21 protein-coding genes are annotated in these 16,538 nt (G+C 59.2%); 12 read left to right on the top strand and 9 right to left on the bottom strand.

Features of this window, described 5'->3' with window-relative positions; genetic code table 11:
• The first annotated feature begins 6 nt into the window (after nucleotides 1–6).
• The 4 genes from EV667_RS09945 to EV667_RS09930 all read left to right on the top strand — a co-directional run bounded on the left by EV667_RS09945 (nucleotide 7) and on the right by EV667_RS09930 (nucleotide 3,710).
• Nucleotides 7–213: a DUF1656 domain-containing protein gene (locus EV667_RS09945; RefSeq protein ID WP_131835207.1), complete on the top strand. Its 207-nt coding sequence runs from the start codon at nucleotides 7–9 to the stop codon at nucleotides 211–213.
• Nucleotides 210–1,151, top strand: a complete 942-nt coding sequence (locus tag EV667_RS09940) for an efflux RND transporter periplasmic adaptor subunit (protein WP_131835206.1) — start codon at nucleotides 210–212, stop codon at nucleotides 1,149–1,151. The genes EV667_RS09945 and EV667_RS09940 overlap by 4 nt, the downstream gene beginning before the upstream one ends.
• Before the next feature lie 472 nt (nucleotides 1,152–1,623).
• Nucleotides 1,624–2,889 carry an AAA family ATPase gene (locus EV667_RS09935; RefSeq protein ID WP_165901589.1) on the top strand — a complete coding sequence of 422 codons (1,266 nt, stop codon included), beginning with the start codon at nucleotides 1,624–1,626 and terminating at the stop codon, nucleotides 2,887–2,889.
• Nucleotides 2,886–3,710: a DUF4435 domain-containing protein gene (locus EV667_RS09930; protein WP_165901588.1), complete on the top strand. Its 825-nt coding sequence runs from the start codon at nucleotides 2,886–2,888 to the stop codon at nucleotides 3,708–3,710. The genes EV667_RS09935 and EV667_RS09930 overlap by 4 nt, the downstream gene beginning before the upstream one ends.
• A 77-nt stretch (nucleotides 3,711–3,787) precedes the next feature.
• On the opposite strand, the gene EV667_RS23225 is transcribed toward EV667_RS09930, so the two are convergent.
• The 7 genes from EV667_RS23225 to EV667_RS09900 form a co-directional block, all read right to left on the bottom strand.
• The gene (locus tag EV667_RS23225; protein ID WP_165901587.1) at nucleotides 3,788–3,979 is read right to left on the bottom strand and encodes a helix-turn-helix transcriptional regulator; all 192 of its coding nucleotides are present in this window, start codon (nucleotides 3,977–3,979) and stop codon (nucleotides 3,788–3,790) included.
• Nucleotides 3,969–4,442: a hypothetical protein gene (locus tag EV667_RS09920; protein WP_131835203.1), complete on the bottom strand. Its 474-nt coding sequence runs from the start codon at nucleotides 4,440–4,442 to the stop codon at nucleotides 3,969–3,971. Before EV667_RS09920 ends, EV667_RS23225 begins: the two co-directional genes overlap by 11 nt.
• Nucleotides 4,443–4,605: 163 nt before the next feature.
• A complete protein-coding gene (locus EV667_RS09915) occupies nucleotides 4,606–4,818 on the bottom strand; it encodes a hypothetical protein (protein WP_131835202.1) in 213 nt (70 codons plus the stop codon).
• Nucleotides 4,811–5,446, bottom strand: coding sequence for a J domain-containing protein (locus tag EV667_RS09910; RefSeq protein ID WP_165901586.1), 636 nt, complete (start codon nucleotides 5,444–5,446; stop codon nucleotides 4,811–4,813). The genes EV667_RS09915 and EV667_RS09910 overlap by 8 nt, the downstream gene beginning before the upstream one ends.
• The gene (locus tag EV667_RS22560; RefSeq protein ID WP_165901585.1) at nucleotides 5,446–5,637 is read right to left on the bottom strand and encodes a hypothetical protein; all 192 of its coding nucleotides are present in this window, start codon (nucleotides 5,635–5,637) and stop codon (nucleotides 5,446–5,448) included. The genes EV667_RS09910 and EV667_RS22560 overlap by 1 nt, the downstream gene beginning before the upstream one ends.
• On the bottom strand, nucleotides 5,634–6,206 hold the full coding sequence (locus tag EV667_RS09905; protein WP_131835201.1) for a hypothetical protein: 573 nt from the start codon (nucleotides 6,204–6,206) through the stop codon (nucleotides 5,634–5,636). Before EV667_RS09905 ends, EV667_RS22560 begins: the two co-directional genes overlap by 4 nt.
• Nucleotides 6,199–6,396 carry a hypothetical protein gene (locus EV667_RS09900; RefSeq protein WP_131835200.1) on the bottom strand — a complete coding sequence of 66 codons (198 nt, stop codon included), beginning with the start codon at nucleotides 6,394–6,396 and terminating at the stop codon, nucleotides 6,199–6,201. Before EV667_RS09900 ends, EV667_RS09905 begins: the two co-directional genes overlap by 8 nt.
• A 442-nt stretch (nucleotides 6,397–6,838) precedes the next feature.
• On the opposite strand from EV667_RS09900, the gene EV667_RS09895 reads away from it, so the two are divergent.
• From EV667_RS09895 to EV667_RS09885, 3 genes are all read left to right on the top strand, one after another.
• Nucleotides 6,839–7,453, top strand: a complete 615-nt coding sequence (locus EV667_RS09895; protein WP_131835199.1) for a helix-turn-helix domain-containing protein — start codon at nucleotides 6,839–6,841, stop codon at nucleotides 7,451–7,453.
• Between the two features lie 378 nt (nucleotides 7,454–7,831).
• Complete coding sequence (locus tag EV667_RS09890; RefSeq protein WP_131835198.1) at nucleotides 7,832–8,638, top strand: YqaJ viral recombinase family protein; 807 nt, start codon at nucleotides 7,832–7,834, stop codon at nucleotides 8,636–8,638.
• Entirely contained in the window at nucleotides 8,638–9,036 is a 399-nt protein-coding gene (locus tag EV667_RS09885; protein ID WP_165901584.1) for a hypothetical protein, read from the top strand. The genes EV667_RS09890 and EV667_RS09885 overlap by 1 nt, the downstream gene beginning before the upstream one ends.
• 147 nt (nucleotides 9,037–9,183) lie before the next feature.
• On the opposite strand, the gene EV667_RS09880 is transcribed toward EV667_RS09885, so the two are convergent.
• A complete protein-coding gene (locus EV667_RS09880) occupies nucleotides 9,184–10,551 on the bottom strand; it encodes a KAP family P-loop NTPase fold protein (RefSeq protein WP_131835196.1) in 1,368 nt (455 codons plus the stop codon).
• Between the two features lie 573 nt (nucleotides 10,552–11,124).
• Entirely contained in the window at nucleotides 11,125–12,363 is a 1,239-nt protein-coding gene (locus EV667_RS09875; RefSeq protein WP_245516093.1) for a tyrosine-type recombinase/integrase, read from the bottom strand.
• Nucleotides 12,364–12,678: 315 nt separating this feature from the next.
• Between EV667_RS09875 and EV667_RS09870 the strand changes: the two genes are divergently transcribed.
• The 5 genes from EV667_RS09870 (at nucleotide 12,679) to EV667_RS09850 (ending at nucleotide 16,407) form a co-directional block, all read left to right on the top strand.
• Nucleotides 12,679–13,848: a tyrosine-type recombinase/integrase gene (locus EV667_RS09870; RefSeq protein WP_131835195.1), complete on the top strand. Its 1,170-nt coding sequence runs from the start codon at nucleotides 12,679–12,681 to the stop codon at nucleotides 13,846–13,848.
• Between the two features lie 125 nt (nucleotides 13,849–13,973).
• Nucleotides 13,974–14,210: a helix-turn-helix transcriptional regulator gene (locus tag EV667_RS09865; RefSeq protein WP_131835194.1), complete on the top strand. Its 237-nt coding sequence runs from the start codon at nucleotides 13,974–13,976 to the stop codon at nucleotides 14,208–14,210.
• Nucleotides 14,210–14,446, top strand: a complete 237-nt coding sequence (locus tag EV667_RS09860; RefSeq protein WP_131835193.1) for a hypothetical protein — start codon at nucleotides 14,210–14,212, stop codon at nucleotides 14,444–14,446. Before EV667_RS09865 ends, EV667_RS09860 begins: the two co-directional genes overlap by 1 nt.
• Before the next feature lie 94 nt (nucleotides 14,447–14,540).
• Nucleotides 14,541–14,810, top strand: a complete 270-nt coding sequence (locus tag EV667_RS09855; protein WP_131835192.1) for a hypothetical protein — start codon at nucleotides 14,541–14,543, stop codon at nucleotides 14,808–14,810.
• Nucleotides 14,791–16,407, top strand: coding sequence for an AAA family ATPase (locus EV667_RS09850; RefSeq protein ID WP_165901583.1), 1,617 nt, complete (start codon nucleotides 14,791–14,793; stop codon nucleotides 16,405–16,407). Before EV667_RS09855 ends, EV667_RS09850 begins: the two co-directional genes overlap by 20 nt.
• Nucleotides 16,408–16,538: the final 131 nt, after the last annotated feature.

Below are 16,538 nucleotides of genomic sequence, written 5' to 3'. Positions count from 1 at the left end.
AAAGACATGTATTCTGAAATCGACATTTTCGGGGTCTACGTCGCGCCTTTCGCCATGATGATGCTGGCGGCGTGGTTGGCGACCTTTCCCTTGAACCGGATTGCCAACCACTTCAGCCTGTCACGCAAAGTCTGGCACCCCGGCCTGTTTAGTCTCTGCATCTACATCATCATTCTTTCCCTGATCGTCCTTTACATGGGTCCACGGCAATGACCATCATCCATCCGGCCGACAAGACGCCCTCGACATTGCGTTCCTTGCTGCCTGTTGCGCTGACCCTGTGCGCCCTGGGGGCAGCCGGGATGCTCGGCTGGTGGACGTGGCAGACCTATATGCAGACCGCCTGGACGCGCGACGGCACGGTGCGCGCCTATGTGGTGACGGTGACGCCGCAGGTCTCGGGCCGCATCGTCGAACTCCCCGTCAAGGGCGATCAGTTCGTTCACAAGGGCGATCCGCTCATCGTCATCGAGCCGGACGACTACCAGATCGCGCTCGCCAGCGCAGAGGCCGCCGTGGCACGCGCCAAGGCCGATCTCGACAACAAGCAGGCGCAGGCGCAGCGGCGTGCCCAACTGGATTCGCTGGCAGTTTCCAAGGAAGAACAGGAGAGCTTCACAGCCGTGGCGAACATGGCAGAGGGCGCGTATCAGCAGGCGCTCGCCAATCGCGACCAGGCCAAGCTGAACCTTAGCCGCACACGGATCGTCTCGCCGGTGAATGGCTACGTCACCAATCTTCTCGCCCAGCCCGGAGACTTCGCCACCAGCGGCCAGCGTGTCCTGTCCGTGGTGGACAGCGACAGTTTCTGGGTCGACGCCTATTTCGAGGAATCGGTGCTCAACGGGATTCATCTCGGCGACACGGCGCGGGTCGCGCTCATGGCCTATCCCCAAGAGCTTACCGGCCGGGTCACGGGCATCGGGCGCGGCATAGCCGTTCCCAATGCGCAGCCCGACGGTTCGGGCCTTGCCACGGTCAACCCCGTCTTCACCTGGGTTCGGCTCGCCCAGCGCGTGCCCGTCCGCGTCGTTCTGGACCATGTCCCGCCCGACATCATCCTCGCGGCCGGCCTGACGGCGACCGTTTCCATCACAGGCCCTGCCGAAGCCACAGATTCCACGAGGCCGGGCGGGGAGAAGTCGCCCTGATCCGGCCTCGTCTGTGCGGCGTTCACAGTGACCGCCTGTAGATCGTCTTTGATTCTACGAGAACGAACTACCAGAAGACTGTGCCGCGTTACCGGAATCGCGTGGAAAACTCTCCCACAACTGCAGCCGAAACGACGTATGGGGGCCGCTAAGTCATTTATTTTAAAGGGACAAATAGGAATGGCGGAGACGGAGACATTCGAATAAACCCGCCAACTACTTTCTGCTGCAACGAAAACCACTTTTGGATCCTAGTACATCCCCCAACCCGTCCCCCGAATATTAATTTTCTGCAACTACGCCGATCCCCGTCAGGAGATGACGGAAGGGGTATTGGAATTTCCCGCAGCTCTCGGGATTGAGCTTCCTGGCCAGGCCATGGGGCGTTGTCACGTGGGATGATTTCATGCTGGTATTGGGGCCTTTCCGAGTCCGCTTAAAAGCGCCGTACGATAGGTCGAGAGAGCCAAAAATGGTCAACGTAATTGAGCGGGTCTCGATAAGTGGATTCTGGGGCGATAAAACCGTAAGCATGACATTCCGCAGTTCCCGGAATTTCATCATAGGTGTGAACGGCTCCGGAAAGACGACTTTTATTGACTTGCTTAGTGCAGCTTTACGTATGGATTTTGATACACTAGCAAAACTCGATTTCACCGAGATTAACATTGTTCTAAAGACGGTTGGTCAGAATAAAAAGCCATCTATAAGACTAATTAAAAGTTCATTGAACGAATATTTGACGCAGGTGACCTATCATCTCAAGGCTTCTGCGTCTGAAAAGCCTACGACATATGAGTTTGATGATTTCGCAGACATAAAAATGGCCCGTCGCCGCCGATGGCCACCACGAAATGATGCGCAACACGTCGGGTTGCAGCAACAGCTTGCTGAGCTTGTGAAGCTGTCATGGCTGCCAATTTGGCGAGCCCACTCAAGCGCTAATCGCGATCTCCCTGAAGAGCGTATTCAGCCGTCCATAGATGCAAAACTGGCGCAGGTTACTCGTGATTTTGCGACCTACTTTTCGTCACTACAGACGCAGGCGCAACGGGAAACCGATCTCTTTCAAGAAAAGATATTTCTTTCTCTAGTTAGTTCGATCGAGAGACGCCATGGCGTCGCAGGTATTACAGCCAACGCGCCAACGGCTCAGTCGGAGATTGAGGCCGTCTTCCATGAATTAAAAATGGATAGGACCAAGACCCGCCGGTACATATCCAATCATTTCGAGCGACTGAAAGCCGCAACAGAGAAAATAAGCTCTGGTTCAATTACGGCGGACGATCTTGTAGTCATGTATGACAATCAGCGGCTTGCGCGTATTATTTCTGATTGGAAGCGACTTCAGATATCAAAGAATCGAATATATGAACAAAGAAATGCATTTGTTGAAATTATCAACAGGCTATTCTCCCGTAAAACAGCTAGAATCACTGATCGAAATGAAATAGAGATTGTTACCCAGTCCGGGAAAATTTTTTCCACAAATATTCTTTCGTCTGGCGAAAAGCAGATGTTTATCATGCTTGGAGAGGTTCTCTTGTATGAAAAGAAACCTTTTGTTTTCATAGCTGACGAACCAGAGCTTTCGTTACATGTCGGATGGCAGTCCGAGCTCGTAAAAAGCATAGAACATCTCAATGGCAATGTTCAAATTATTTTTGCTACTCATTCACCCGATATAGTGGGGAGCAATCAAAAAGATATCATCAACATTGAGGAAAAATTTCAGTGAGCTTCAGACGTAGCGACGCTGGGATATCGAATTACAAGCATTTTCTTGGTGTAGACTACGTTGTCTACGTCGAAGGAAAATCAGATTTAACCTACTGGAAGGGCGCCTTTAGCAGATATAGGCCTGAGCTACGGCTGCGATACGAAAAAAAGGATGGCGTTGAGAACCTGCGAGAAATCGTCGAAGGCGTCATGGAGGGACGCGTATCGAACGTTTTGGTCTGCAGGGATTCTGATTACGTGCCGCTTACTGGCGGGTTTCCTTCGAATAAGCGCATACTTCGTACGCACGGCTACAGCTTTGAGAACGACTTTTTTACACCTGGCGCTGCGGCGGCGATAGCACTTTTAATCGCTCCTGAGCCAATTGATGAAAAGCTGGTCCAGCGAGCGTTCCGTCGGTATGTCAATAGACTGTCGAGCGTCGGTGAATGGTTGTTGCGCCTCGACGTTTGTTTTTCGGCCACTGGCCAAGGTTTAATACTGCGAACAAACCCACGAGATTTATTGATTGGCGATGATGTCCGCGGATATGAATTTTCTGAAGCACGGGCGCGCGCACGTGTTGATCAGATAAGCCAGAGAGGCAGGCCTGCGGAGATTGATTTTTCTCCGCACGGTAGCATTTACCCGCGATACTTTTGCGGACATTCCGTCTTGTTTGTCTTGTTGCATTGGTGTCGGGTGATTGTGCGGCGCCGAGCGGGACGCCCGTTGCCTGCAAGCAACAGCGTCATAAAGAATCATCTATTCAGTCATTATGAGCGCCTTGTGTATCGATCAACTCACGATTTTATGGCGACGCAATTGGCAGGGGTGTGACGCGTGTGGCTGCGCCCCTAGGCTTGCAATCACGTCAGAATTAGCTGGCCAAGAGCGTCGAGATATTAGCGTCGATGCTACCCGGAAGACCTCTTTTCTTCTGCCCATGCTTGGAACTCGGCACGTTTCCATCGGGTGGCTCGAGAACCGAAGCGATACGCCACCGGGAACCCTGGCTGCTTCGCCCACGCCCAGACCGTCGCGACATGCACCCCGGTGATCGTCGCGATGTCCTGGGCGGAGAGATACTCGGCGGCCTCAGGGATCAACGGTCTGGCCCTCCCCGCCCGTCGCCGGTGGTGAGTCGATAGAAGCCGCGTGCACCTCTCTCGCCATCCGGGTGACGAAGTCGTGGATGAACCCCGGATCGTGGCATAGGATCAGGCGGCGCTCGCCTGTCTTGCGATCCAGCAGTCGATAGCTCGAACCCGTGCCCTTTGTCTGAACCTCCCAGCCCCCCGGCAGCGGGATGTACTCCCGGCCAGGCATGTCGGGGTCCATTTCGATGGGAGGAAGTGCCGCTGGCGTGGCGATCATCGGGGCGGCACGCAGGGCCTCAGCCATCACGCTCGCCTCGTGAAGCTCGCATGCCTCTTCGAGGAACTGCGCCAGCGCCCGGCAATCCTCCACCGACATCGTCGATAGGTTCGCGACGGTGAACTTGTCCGCCTCGGCGCGATCGCCGTTGGCGCGCAGCCGGCGCGCGAATGTACGGGCGATGTCGGTGCTCATATCGGCCATCCCATGAAGCGCGCGAGCGCTAGGGACCCGAGGTAGCTCCCCAAGGACATGGGCGCGAACTTGAAGAGCAACCTGTACCCAAAGGCGCTAGGCGCCGAACAGGCCGCAACCAGGAAGAGGTTGGCCGAGGCAGCCGCCTCGATGATCATAATGGTCATGACGATGCCTCCGGTGCTTCGCAGATGATCCACGTCGTCGCCGTGACACGGACCTCGATGCCGTCGCGGGCGAAGCGGAATTCCGCCGGCAGACTGGCCTCGTCGACGCCTTCCAGCGCGGCGACCTGCCGGCGCAGCGCCGCGATGACGAACAAGGCCTGCGGCGTCACGGGCCGGACCTTGGAGATGTCGAGCGGGGTCTCAACCATTTTCGATCTCCTTCAGCGCCTCATCCCGGGCGCGGTTGAGCTCCGACATCGCGTCGTGCGAGCCGCCCGGCTTGTCGGGGTGACGGATTGAGGCGAGCCGGCGGTAGCGGGCTTCGAGGATGTCGCGCGTCACCCGCTCGCCGGCCGCGCACTCGATCACTTCACGCCAGGGGCGCTTGGCGCCGGGCGCCTGCAGCGCCGTGAAGCCGGCGAAGGCTTCGGCGATGGTCGCCACGCCGAGCCGCTCAATCCTCCGGGTCGCCTCGATGTGGGCGGCCAGCGCGGCGATGTTGTCGGCGGCGCGGTCATAGGTGTCACACGGGAGGCAGTGCGGCTTGTCGCTCAGCCGGAAATAGAGAGCTATCCCCGGATCGGAAGGCTCGCGCTGGCCGGAGCGCGGCAAGCCGTTGAGCCGCGGTTCGAGATCGCTCGACAGAACCACGTAGCGCGCATCGATCGCGTCGAGCTCACGCTGCAAGCGCTCCAATGCCTCCGCGATGGAAAGCTTGTGCTTGTCGGTATAGCCGCGCCCGTCCGACTTGCGCGTCCCGAACTGAGCAGCCTTGCGCGCATGCGCCGGCCTGCGTGGGCGGCCGGTGGGCCACGAGAGGGGATAGGCTTCAGCCATCAGAACCCCGCCATCCAGCGCGTCAGCGCGGCCATACCGAGAAGCACGAGGAGGAGGATCAACGAAGCGACAAGCTCGTCGCCATCGAACTTCCTCTCCCAGAGGCGCCGCACGACTCCGATCGCGAGCGCCACGCCAATAATCGACGTGAGGCCGTAGCCGATGGCGGCGATGACGATGCCCCCGGTCATGCGGCCGCTCCCGCTTCTGCGGACGGCGCCGGCTGCGGCAGGCTCTCGTGCTCGAGGTTCTCGATGGAGCACAAAAGCACCTCGTGCTCTCCGTCGAGCAAGAACGTCGCGCCGAAGTAGTCGCCGCTACGGAGCACGCCGACCCGACCTCGCAGCGCCGGGTCGCCATTGTGATAGCGGCCGGTGAACCTGACCCGATCGCCGGGCAGGTATTCGCCGTGCTTGAGGATGCGTTTGACGTCCTTGTCCTTGAGGACCCTGCCGCTTTCGGTCACGACGCGGTCGACGACCGCGGTGATCGCAGAATGACCGCGCACGATGCCCGGCCCGCGAGCGTCGTCAGGGACCACCAGCGTGGAGACGCCGGCCATCTGCGGCAGGACCTCTGCCATGTTGTTGATGTCGCCCTTGAGCTCGTCGATATGCATCGTCCGGCGCGCCTGCTGCACCGGCAGATAACCGCCGATCTGCGGCGTGTCGTTGGGAGCGACTTCCTGGAACGCCTGCGCGTCGTCGTCGACGAACGACATGAAACTTGCCGGCGGCGCGTCTGCGAGCGCTTCAAGCATGAACGCGAACGCCCCGATCCTTCGCCTCGACCAGCAACTCCTTCATCTCGCCACGGACCGACTTGCAGTCGGCCATGTAGGAGCCCTTCATGCTCGCCATCTCTTCCTCGAAGGACAGATAGCGCTTCTCGAATTCGGCAATAGTTTCCCGGTCGACCGAACCAGTGTTCGGTTTCGCTTTCTTCGCCATGATGATTTTCCTGGGGTGAGGAGAGCCGTCGCTTATGCGGCGGTGTCTTCGTCGCGCGGGTGGGAATGCCCTTCACAGCTCGGCTCCGGCCGAACCACACCCTCGGGCCAAGGGAGATATGTCGGCCATGCGTCCGAGAACGCCTGGACAACGCGGTCGTAGAAGTCGATCGAGAAACCCGAGCGTCGGGATATGAGCCGACCAACTTGGGTCGCATGGCTGCGGGAGAGTCCGATGGACAACATCGCCCGATTGAGACTGACCTTCACCGGCCCGCCGTACGCAGCCAGGAGCTTTTCGATATTCGAAATGAGGTTCTCTTTCGTGCTCATGAGTTGCAAAACAACACACACCACGTCGACTTGCAAGCCCCATCGCGCTTGAAAAAGGGACCAAAATACGAGACAAACCTCGTACTGGAGGTAATCAAATCGAGGGGAAAATGCTGAAATCGCGCGTGCAAGAACGACTTAACGCCCTGAACGTCTCACAGTGGGAGGCGGCTCAGAGGGCCGGGCTACACCGCAATTTCGTCTACGATCTCCTCGAAGGTCGGAAGCAGAAGCCGCAGCAGAAAACGCTGCAGGCCCTCGCCCGATCGCTCCAATGCTCCGTCGAGTATCTCACGGGCGCATCTGACGAAATCGGCTCGCCACCGGCCGCGAACAGCGCCGACGCTGATGCCGGTGTTCCGGTCGCTGGAGTGATCGAAGACGGCGCCTGGCGTCGCCCCTCCACGACGAGCAAAGGCCGCGTCCTCATACAGCCCGATGCCCGGTACCGCGGGCGCCAAGTCGCCTACGTCTACCGCGGCGAGCCGGCGGACGGATTGGAAGACGGCATGTTCGTCCTGGCCGTAGACATGCAGGACTACGAGCAGCAAGTCGGGACACCGCCGGTCAACAATCCGGTCGTGGTCGAGCTGCATCGCAAATCCCTGAACGAGGTCCAGACAGTGATTCGGCCATGGTCGCCCGGCCTTGAGGCCGCCCAGGGCAGTGCGGGCGTGCAAGCCCGGGTCGTTGGCGTGGTGGCGGCCACCTTCCGCCTGTACTGAGCCGAGCAAGCCTTTCCTGCGCGCGCACGCACACGAGCGCATTATGCGCGCGCCTTGAATTTATTAAATAATACAATCACCTAGTTTGTGTCAGGGGCGCTTCAAGGCGCCCCCTCACCCAAGGCTGCGTCCTGTTCCCATAGAGATGTCTACAAGTTCGTTCTTGCCCAAACTCGCTCGTGCGTAGCAGGACCTGTGCCAGTTCTACGTCCCGGCCTGCAAAAATATTTCAATAAAAAACACGCGCTTCGAGTTGCAAAACAACTCCACTTGCAACACACTCTGCAAATCGACGCGGGAATGGCTCGCGTCGCTCTCAGGCAGAGTATCACATGACCTCTTCTCGCAGGGCCGCTTTGGCGGCCTCTGGGGGCGCTCATGCTTATTGAGCGCATCCCCGCAGGTTCACGAGAGCAGTGGCTCGAACTCCGCAAGAACGACATCACGGCATCCGTCGTCGGCGCGCTCTTCGGCGTGCATGACTACCAGACACCGTATGGCGTCTTCGCCCTCAAGACCGGCCTGTCCCATGAGGACCCGGAAGAGAGCGACCCGATGAAGCGCGGCCGGCTCCTGGAGCCTGTTGCCGTGCAGCTTCTTCGGGAAGAGCGGCCGGAGTGGTCGATCACCCACAACACCGGACCGAATGCGGTCTACCTCCGCGACCCTTCGGTAAACCTCGGCGCTACCGTCGACGTGTTCGCCGACTGCCCGAGGCGGGGGCCCGGCGTCGTTCAGATCAAGTCGGTTCAGGCCGATCATTTCCGGCGGAAGTGGGTCGACGCCGAGACCCGTGAGGTGACGCCTCCGCTCTGGATCGTCCTGCAGACCCTGACAGAGGCACACCTGGCTGGCGCAGCGTGGGGCGCGGTTGCGCCGCTGGTCGTCGACCACGGCATCGAGCTGCCGGTGATCGAAATCCCGATCCATCAGGAGATGATCAAGAAGATCCGCAACCAGACGCGGAACTTCTGGACGATGATCGAGGAGGACCGGGAGCCCGACGTCGACTTCACGAAGGACGCCGCGCTGATCCATCGGCTCTATGCCCAGGACGATGGCTCCTCCATCGAGCTTATCGGCAGCCGGATCAAGCCGTGTTCGGCGAGAACCTGCTCACGTGGTCGATATCGCCGGTTTCGTCGCGCGCCAGGCACGGCAAGCGCCCCGGACGGGGAGCGGTGATGCCCGACACGGATCCGATGCTCCTCCGGATCATGGAGAGCCTCGGCGCCCTGCGCGCCGATGTGCAGAACATCAAGGACGACCAGTCGATCGAGCGTCAGACCGGCGCCGCCTTCCGACGCGAGGTGCGCGAGGAGATCGCGACGGTGAAGAGCGGGGTCTCCGACGTGAAGCACGCCATCCAGCCTGTTGCCGACGCCGTTGAGCAGCACAAGACGGTTCTGCGCGCGCACGCGAAGGAGATGGAGGCAAACAAGCTGTTCCGCGACCGCATCGGGGCCATCATTGCCGTCGGCGCGACCGGCGTTTCCACCGTCTTCGGCGGGGTTTCGTACCTTGTTTGGACCTATTGGGCCGAGCTGATCGCTGCCATCCGCGGGTTCTTCACCCGCCCCTGAGATCCGCCGATTGTATCCTTGGCGTTTCTCCACTTACCTTAACCCGCCCTCCTCCGGGCGGGCGAGCGGGTCTTTCGTCGTCTAATCTGGACGATTTGATCTCACGCCGAGAGAACGAGAAATAAAAAACAAAGAACACATCCAATACTATTCAGGGCTCACAACTTCGAATGTACTAAAGAAATCTCTCTTTATATTTTTAATAAAATTTCCAACTCGTCGACCTCCCCATCCATCAAACGACTTAGATATATGATTTTCACTTCCGTCCTCAACAATTCCTTTATTAATTACATATTTCCACATTTCATGTATCGTTTCTACATGATATTTGTTTGCATCAATGTCTTCAACCTCAGACGCAAATTCAGATCGACCATAGAATTCATCAATTTGACTAATTTCAATTCTGCCGGAGATAGCCATTCTAAACATATCCGGCCTGAGAACCTGCATCAGCACCAAAGACACAACGATTTCTTGCCAAGCTGGATAATACCTGCCAAGTTCCTTTCGTTTTGGCAGAAGTGCGAGGCGGGAGAGTATTTTTTCAACATCGCGCAGCGACATTCCGACCGCATCAGCCACTATCTCAATCTGTCTTTTGCAAACTATTGCAAGATTGTGCTCAATTCCCATGGAATCGGCCGAAATCTCAAAGTATTTTACTTGAGATTTTATATTTTGATGGCCAGGTATATCTTCAGGAAGATTCATAGATATCGAAATGAATCTATTTAAATATTCGATCGAATTTATCCCCGCGCCATAGCGAACTTGGACGATGTTTGCCAAAGCATTCAGGTTAACGCCAAGAACGAAATGCACCCTAGGTACAGAGAAAAAATGCTTGATAACTTCTAAAACGGACAGTGCGTAATCGGGTCTACAACGATCAAGCTCGTCTATGACAATAATAAGTGGCCTATCATAACTTTCATTACTTTCCGATGGCGCATGGGTTAGTTGAGACAAAATATCACGAAATTTTTTCATTGCAGCTTTTCTGCCGTCTTCTTGTCTCCAAAATGCGTCGGCAGCCTTGTCAATCTCTTGTCCACTGGTTGCTATAGCTTTCTCGAGAAGAGGGCCGGCGATCTCGCTAAGCCCTGAAGTGATCATGGCCGCACCAATACGGGCCGATGGGCGGGCAAATTTGAGAGCTACTCTTTTCGCAGAATCCCACTTACTTTTATCCGTTTCAGAAGGAAGTCGCTCACCAATAGTCGATGTCAGACCTATTAGGGGGTCGTCCAAGTAATCATTTGCAAAAGCGTCGAAATAAACAGTCGTTCCAACACCCTTATTCTCGGCGGTGTGTGCCCCCACCCACCGTTTTAGAAAGTAGGATTTTCCGCTCCCCCAAGGACCATCCAGCGCAATCACGACCGGATCTTCAATCCGTTCGAGTAGCTCCGACAGCCTCTCGCCAGACGCCCTGCGCCCCAATTGATCCGTATCGCCAAAGCCCTCTTCGTAGAGATTTGGTTCGATCTGTGGCGGATAAAGTCTCATCAAGCCCCCCTGCAAAGCTTTAGTCGTCCGATATCAGCGTGACTGCGACTTGTTCGCTTTCTATTAGGATCGCCTTGTCGGAACTGCGATCGTGTCAATATCGTGCATTGCACGTCACGAATAGACGTCGGACGTCCCATCAGCACCCCTTATCGACGTTAACCTCCGGTTGCGGCGCATCGTCGGAACGAGGCGCAGACACGTAGCGCCGCGCGAGTGTACCCTAGGGCATTGACTCACGGCAGCGGTGTTCCTCCTATGTTCGCATGGTCGAGCCGAGCCCCCTCGTCGGATTTCAGTGCAAATGCGGGCATCGCACGGTCTATGTGCGCGCCGCCGCGATGGAGCTTCTCGCTCGTCCCGGCGAGACAATTCACGACGTCCGGCTAAGGATGCGCTGCCGGACCTGCGGAGAGCGTGTGCCGGATGGCCCGTTTCCGTTCGCGTCCACGATGGAAAGCAATTTCTGGTGCGGGACCGATCACTCGGTCAGCCGGCAGTTCAGGCGTGAGGATCCATAGTAACGCTCCGCAAGGCCGTGCGCGCCTTCCATTGGCCTTTTGGGACTGGGAATCAGCGCCGCGGCATCTTCACGATATCGCCAAGCCTCGCCTGCCCTTCCAAGAGCATGTCAGCCCATTCCTGCAAAAGCTCCCGCCGGCGATCGAGATAGAGCGCGCGGTTGTAGGCGGCGGCGACCTTGTTCTCCGGCACATGGGCGAGGATCGCCTCGATGACGTGCCGATCGGCCGGGTTTCGCTCATTCATGATCGTCGAGAACGTGGCGCGCCAGCCGTGAGGCACATGGCGATGATGGAAGCCGGCCCGGTTCAGCAGATAGCCGATGGCGTTCTCCGACATAGCTCGCTGCGCGAACCGATGGTTGGGGAACGCGAACTCCGACCGCGCGGAGAACTTCCTCAGATGCGCAAGGATATCGAGCGCTTGCCTCGGAAGCGGCACCAGATGGTCCTTCCGCGGATCGTTCTTGTGCTCCAGGCGAAGCTTCATGCGGGCGGCCGGCACGCGCCACACCGGATCCCAAGCGTCGATCTGGTCGAGCTCTTCCCAAGGCGTGGTTATCACGACGCCCGGCCGGACGACGGTCAGGGCCAGGAAGCGGAGCGCCAGCTTCGTCACGGGATGCGCCGGCGTCGCCTCGGCGCGCTTCAGCACCTCCCTCGCCTCCTCAATCGTCTCGACGGCAGGCTGCCGGCCGCGCACGACAGGCGCCAACGCCTTCGCCACCACCGTGGCCGGGTTGTCGTCGGCGACGCCCATGCCCATTGCAAAGGCGAAGACATCCTCGATGCGCTGACGCAGCCGGTGCCCCGTTTCGATGGCGCCGCGCTGCTCGACGAGCCGCAACAGGTTCAAGATGTCGCGTGGCACGATGTCGGTGAGGTCGCGGGCTCCGATCTCTGGGAAGACGTCGCGCTCGAGGCTGGTGATGACGTCGTTGGCATGGACCGGGGTCCACCCGCGCCTCTTCACCTCGAACCATTCGCGGGCAATCTTCTCGAAGCCGCGATCGGCAGCGGCCTCCTTCCGACGTCGCTGGTCGATGACGGGATCCCGGCCGGCCTTGAGCGACGACTTCGCAAGGTCACGCTCGCGGCGAGCCTCGGCGAGGCCGACGGCCGGATAGGGGCCGATGGCGAGGGCCTTCTCTTTGCCCGCGTGCCGGTATTTGAGCCGCCACAACCGCGCCCCGCTGGGCGACACGAACATGTAGAGCCCGCCTGAGTCGGCGAGCTTGAAAGGCTTCTCCCTGGCTTGAACCTTGCGGACCTCGATATCGGTCAGCGCCATGCTTCGGACCCCCATTCGTGGTGGATGAGGGGCAACGTTGATCCCCCGGGGACCAAGATGCAAGGCGACGCAACACGACTACAACAGTGTTGTGTTGCAGAGTCGTTGTTTTTCGACGATTTTGGTAAATGCAGGCGTTGCAATGCAACAGAAAAGGATTGTTGGCGGAGACGGAGTCCTACCCTCCGCCGTTTTTACTGACATTTCGGCTCGTTAGTCGCTGAAAACGCTGAAAAAATCATTATCGTCAAAATCGTCGTTATGATAAGCGTCGAAGAAATTCGGTGTCCGCCAGTTCCTCGGGATTGTCATAACGTGCCACGTCACAAATTGACCGAAAGCGGGATTCGAACCCTCACAAAGCCCGGTATCTACGGGGATGGCGATGGCCTCTGGTTGCGGATCCAGAAAGGCGGAAGCCGGAACTGGATTTTCATCTGGCGCCGCGGGAGCGAGCGCCGCGAGATCGGCCTCGGCGGACATGGCGCAGGTACGGCGCCGGTGTCGCTGAAGCTGGCCCGCGAAAAAGCCGACGCCATCCGCGAAGCCTTGGCAAGGGGTGAAGACCCCCGCCCTCGCCAGCCGAAGAAGGAACTGACCTTCGCGGAGGCGATGGAGGCGGTGCTGGATCTGAAGGCACAGGAGTCGAAGAACGAGAAGCATCGTCAGCAATGGCAGATGACGCTCCGAGAATACGCGAAGCCGCTGCATAACCTTTCAGTCGCCAAGGTTTCGGTCGATGACGTGGTGGCCTGCCTCACGCCACACTGGACTGAGCGTCCCGAGACGGCCGACCGCCTGCGAAGCCGGATCGGCATCGTCTTGGACTACGCGAAGGCGCGTGGATTGCGCAGCGGCGACAATCCCGCGGCCTGGAAAGGCAATCTCGATAAACTGCTGCCGCGCCAAAAGAAGCTCTCCCGCGGGCACCACGCCGCCCTGGATTATCACGACGTGCCTGCCGTTCTGGCCGAGTTGCGCTCGAGCAAAAGCACCTCGGCACGGGCGATCGAGTTTATGGTCCTCACGGCCGGGCGCTCCGGTGAGGTCCGTAGCGCGGCGTGGGAAGAGATCGATCTAGACAAGGCGCTATGGACCATCCCCGCAACGAGGATGAAGGCCGGCGTCGAGCACCGTGTCCCCCTCCCCGCCCGCGCCGTCGACATTCTGAAAGAGCGGGCTGCCGTCCGATCCGGCGCCCTCGTGTTTGAAGGTGAGCGCGAGGGCCGGCCGATATCGGACACCGCCCTGGTAAAGTCGTTGGCGAAGGCGGCGCCCAACAAGGCGGTGACGCTACACGGCTTCCGATCGTCGTTCAGGGACTGGGCCGGCGACATGACCGCCTACCCTAGAGAGGTGTGCGAGGCGGCACTCGCGCATACGATTCAGGGCGTTGAAGCCGCCTATCGGCGGAAAGACGCGCTCGAGAAGCGCCGCGCCCTCATGGCGAACTGGTCCAGTTTTTGTGCCGGCAAGAAACTCTAGATCTATATGTTGACATTGCCGGCGAAAATGCCTATCTTTGGTGTAGGTTCGTTTGCATAACCTCGTTCGGCGGGCGACGTGAAGCCCGCAGGCTACAGCGCAACCCCTAGTGAAACGGGGTTCGAATGACGACCTGCACTGCTGCCGCTGTCGCGGCGAACGACAATCACCCGCCCATCATCAGCATAAAGACCGCCGCCGCCATGACGAGCCTTTCGAGGCCCGCCATCAACAGCCTGCGGGCTGCCGGACAGTTTCCAGCTTCGGTCCAACTTGGCGAGCGTCGCATTGGCTTCGTCCGCGCCGAGGTCATGGACTGGATCAACCAGCGCATCGCGGCTCGGAACGGGAGGGCCGCGTGATGTCGGACAAGCAAGCAGAAGCCCGCGCCATCATCGAAGACGCGCTGTCCCGTCTACGGGCCATGGGCATGACGCCAGATGGTGCGGCATCGCTACTGGTTATACAGGGCGCCATCCGAGTTGAATCGGCGGTCAAGCGTAAGGAAAACGCCAATTTCGTCGCCTCGTGCGTAGAGCGCGAGGATGAGAGAGAGTCGGTTTACCGAACTCGCGGGTTCCTCGACCTCGACGACTGATCTTAGTGGGTGGCGCCGAAATCGCCACCCATCCCCCATCACCCCCACCCACACCACCACCACCCGCCGGCATGCCGCGCGGGAAGGAGCACGCATGCGTATTCGAAACGTCCGGCGGCTGACCATGCCGCCGGGGCGGCGAGGATTCACGCCGCTATGTCGGTTCGATCTCGAGCCGATCGACGGCGTCGTCATCATGAACTGCAGTTTGGTTCGCGCGCCGGACGGGCGGATCTTCGTCTACGGGCCGGCCGGTAACGGCGGCACCACGACCGTCAACTTGGCGCCGGACGTGCGCCGCCATGTGATCGATGAGGCGCTCGACGCCATGGGGATGGATTCAGATGACCGTGCCGCAGCCTAGTTCCGACGTCCTGCACCTCCCCGCCCGCTCCGTTGTACTCGGGCGGGTCCGCCAAATGCGGCAGGCTCTCTACGGCGACACGGCCCTGTTCCCTGTCACTCCGTCTGGCGACCTCGATCACGAGCGCCTAGCCGTCGAGGGCCTTGATTTCTACACCGGAAATCTGGACACGCTCCCGGAGCACGATCTGCCACGGCTCGGCGTGCTGGTGGACACGTTCAAGCGATTCATCCCTGAAGCGCCGGCCGGTATCCGCATTGCGGTGCTCGATCGGGGTGGCGATCTCCAGGTGGAGCAGATCGACTGCCACGAACCGTATCCTGCAGCCACCGAGATGGTCCGCAACGCCATCCGCACGGGCACGCCATTGCGCGAGCGGACCATGCCGCGCCTGCGGCCGCTCGCCGAAGAGATGGCGGATCTGCGCCCGAATCTTTCAGAGAAGGTCATCGAGCGTATGGTCGAGCGCGAGGTGGCGGAGTCGGCCATCATGCCCGCCGCCCCTGCTGCGGGGACCGAAAGCTCATCGGATCTCCGATATGTTTGCCCGACCTCATGGCAGGGCCATCCTGTGCCGGAGCGCGCGTGGTGGTTGCCCGGCCTCATCCCTATGAGGCAGGTGACGATCATCAACGGCGACGGTGGCGTCGGGAAGTCGCTGCTTGCCCTGCAACTGGCTTGTGCCGGTGCGCTCGGCGTTGAGACGTTGGGCACCACTCCCCTCGCTGGCCGGGTAATGTATCTCGGCGCAGAGGATGAGGAGTCGGAATTTCATCGGCGGACGGCGGACATCGTGCGCGCACACGATCGGGTGCTCTCCGACCTCAACGACTTCATGCTGCTCCCGATGGCTGACATGGACGCGCTGCTGTCGACGCCTGACCGTAAGGGAGTGATGCAGCCCACGCCGCTCTGGAACAAACTCTGGGGTGACGTACTGGATTTCCAGCCGAAGCTGCTGGTGCTGGACACGGCTGCAGACCTGTTCGGCGGGGACGAGATAAAACGCAACCAGACCCGGCAATTTATCGGCATGCTGCGTAGGCTCGCGATCAAGGCCGATTGCGCCGCAGTGCTTCTTGCTCACCCGTCTGTCGAGGGAATGAAATCCGGCACGGGTTCAAGCGGCAGCACCGCGTGGAATAACTCCGTGCGGAGTCGACTCTACCTGACGGATGCGGAGAAGAACGAAGATCCCGACGTCCGCACCCTGACCACGATGAAGGCGAACTACGGAAAGAAGGGCAGCCAGTTGCGCATTCGCTATAGCGACGGCGCGTTCACGCTCGATGACGGCACTGCCGTTCCGGCCATGATGGGTATGGTGCACAGGAAGCATGACGAGAAATTCGTCGAATTGCTTTCCAAGATGAACCGCCTAGGTCAGACCGTCAGCCCGAATCCCAGCCAGTCCTATGCGCCGAGGGTCTTCTCTCAGCACCCGGACGGCAAGGGCATAACCAAGGCCCATTACCAGGAGGCAATGCACCGCCTGCTCGACGCCTGCACCATCAAGATCGTTGAGGAAGGACCAAACTCCCGCCGCTACAAGAGGCTCTATGTTACCGCTGATATGTTCGGAGGCGAGGCCGAATGACGACCTTCGAACTCACCTTCGAACTGCTTCGAACCCCTTCGAACTACTGCTTCGCACACACCCCCCATACCCCCCTTAGTGTGCGAAGTGCGCACACGGGGTTCGAACCCCGTGCGAACTTCGGCACTCTT

The organism is Ancylobacter aquaticus, assembly GCF_004339465.1.
GTDB classification, from domain to species: Bacteria; Pseudomonadota; Alphaproteobacteria; order Rhizobiales; family Xanthobacteraceae; genus Ancylobacter; species Ancylobacter aquaticus.
This window is presented reverse-complemented; position numbering and strand designations above follow the sequence as displayed.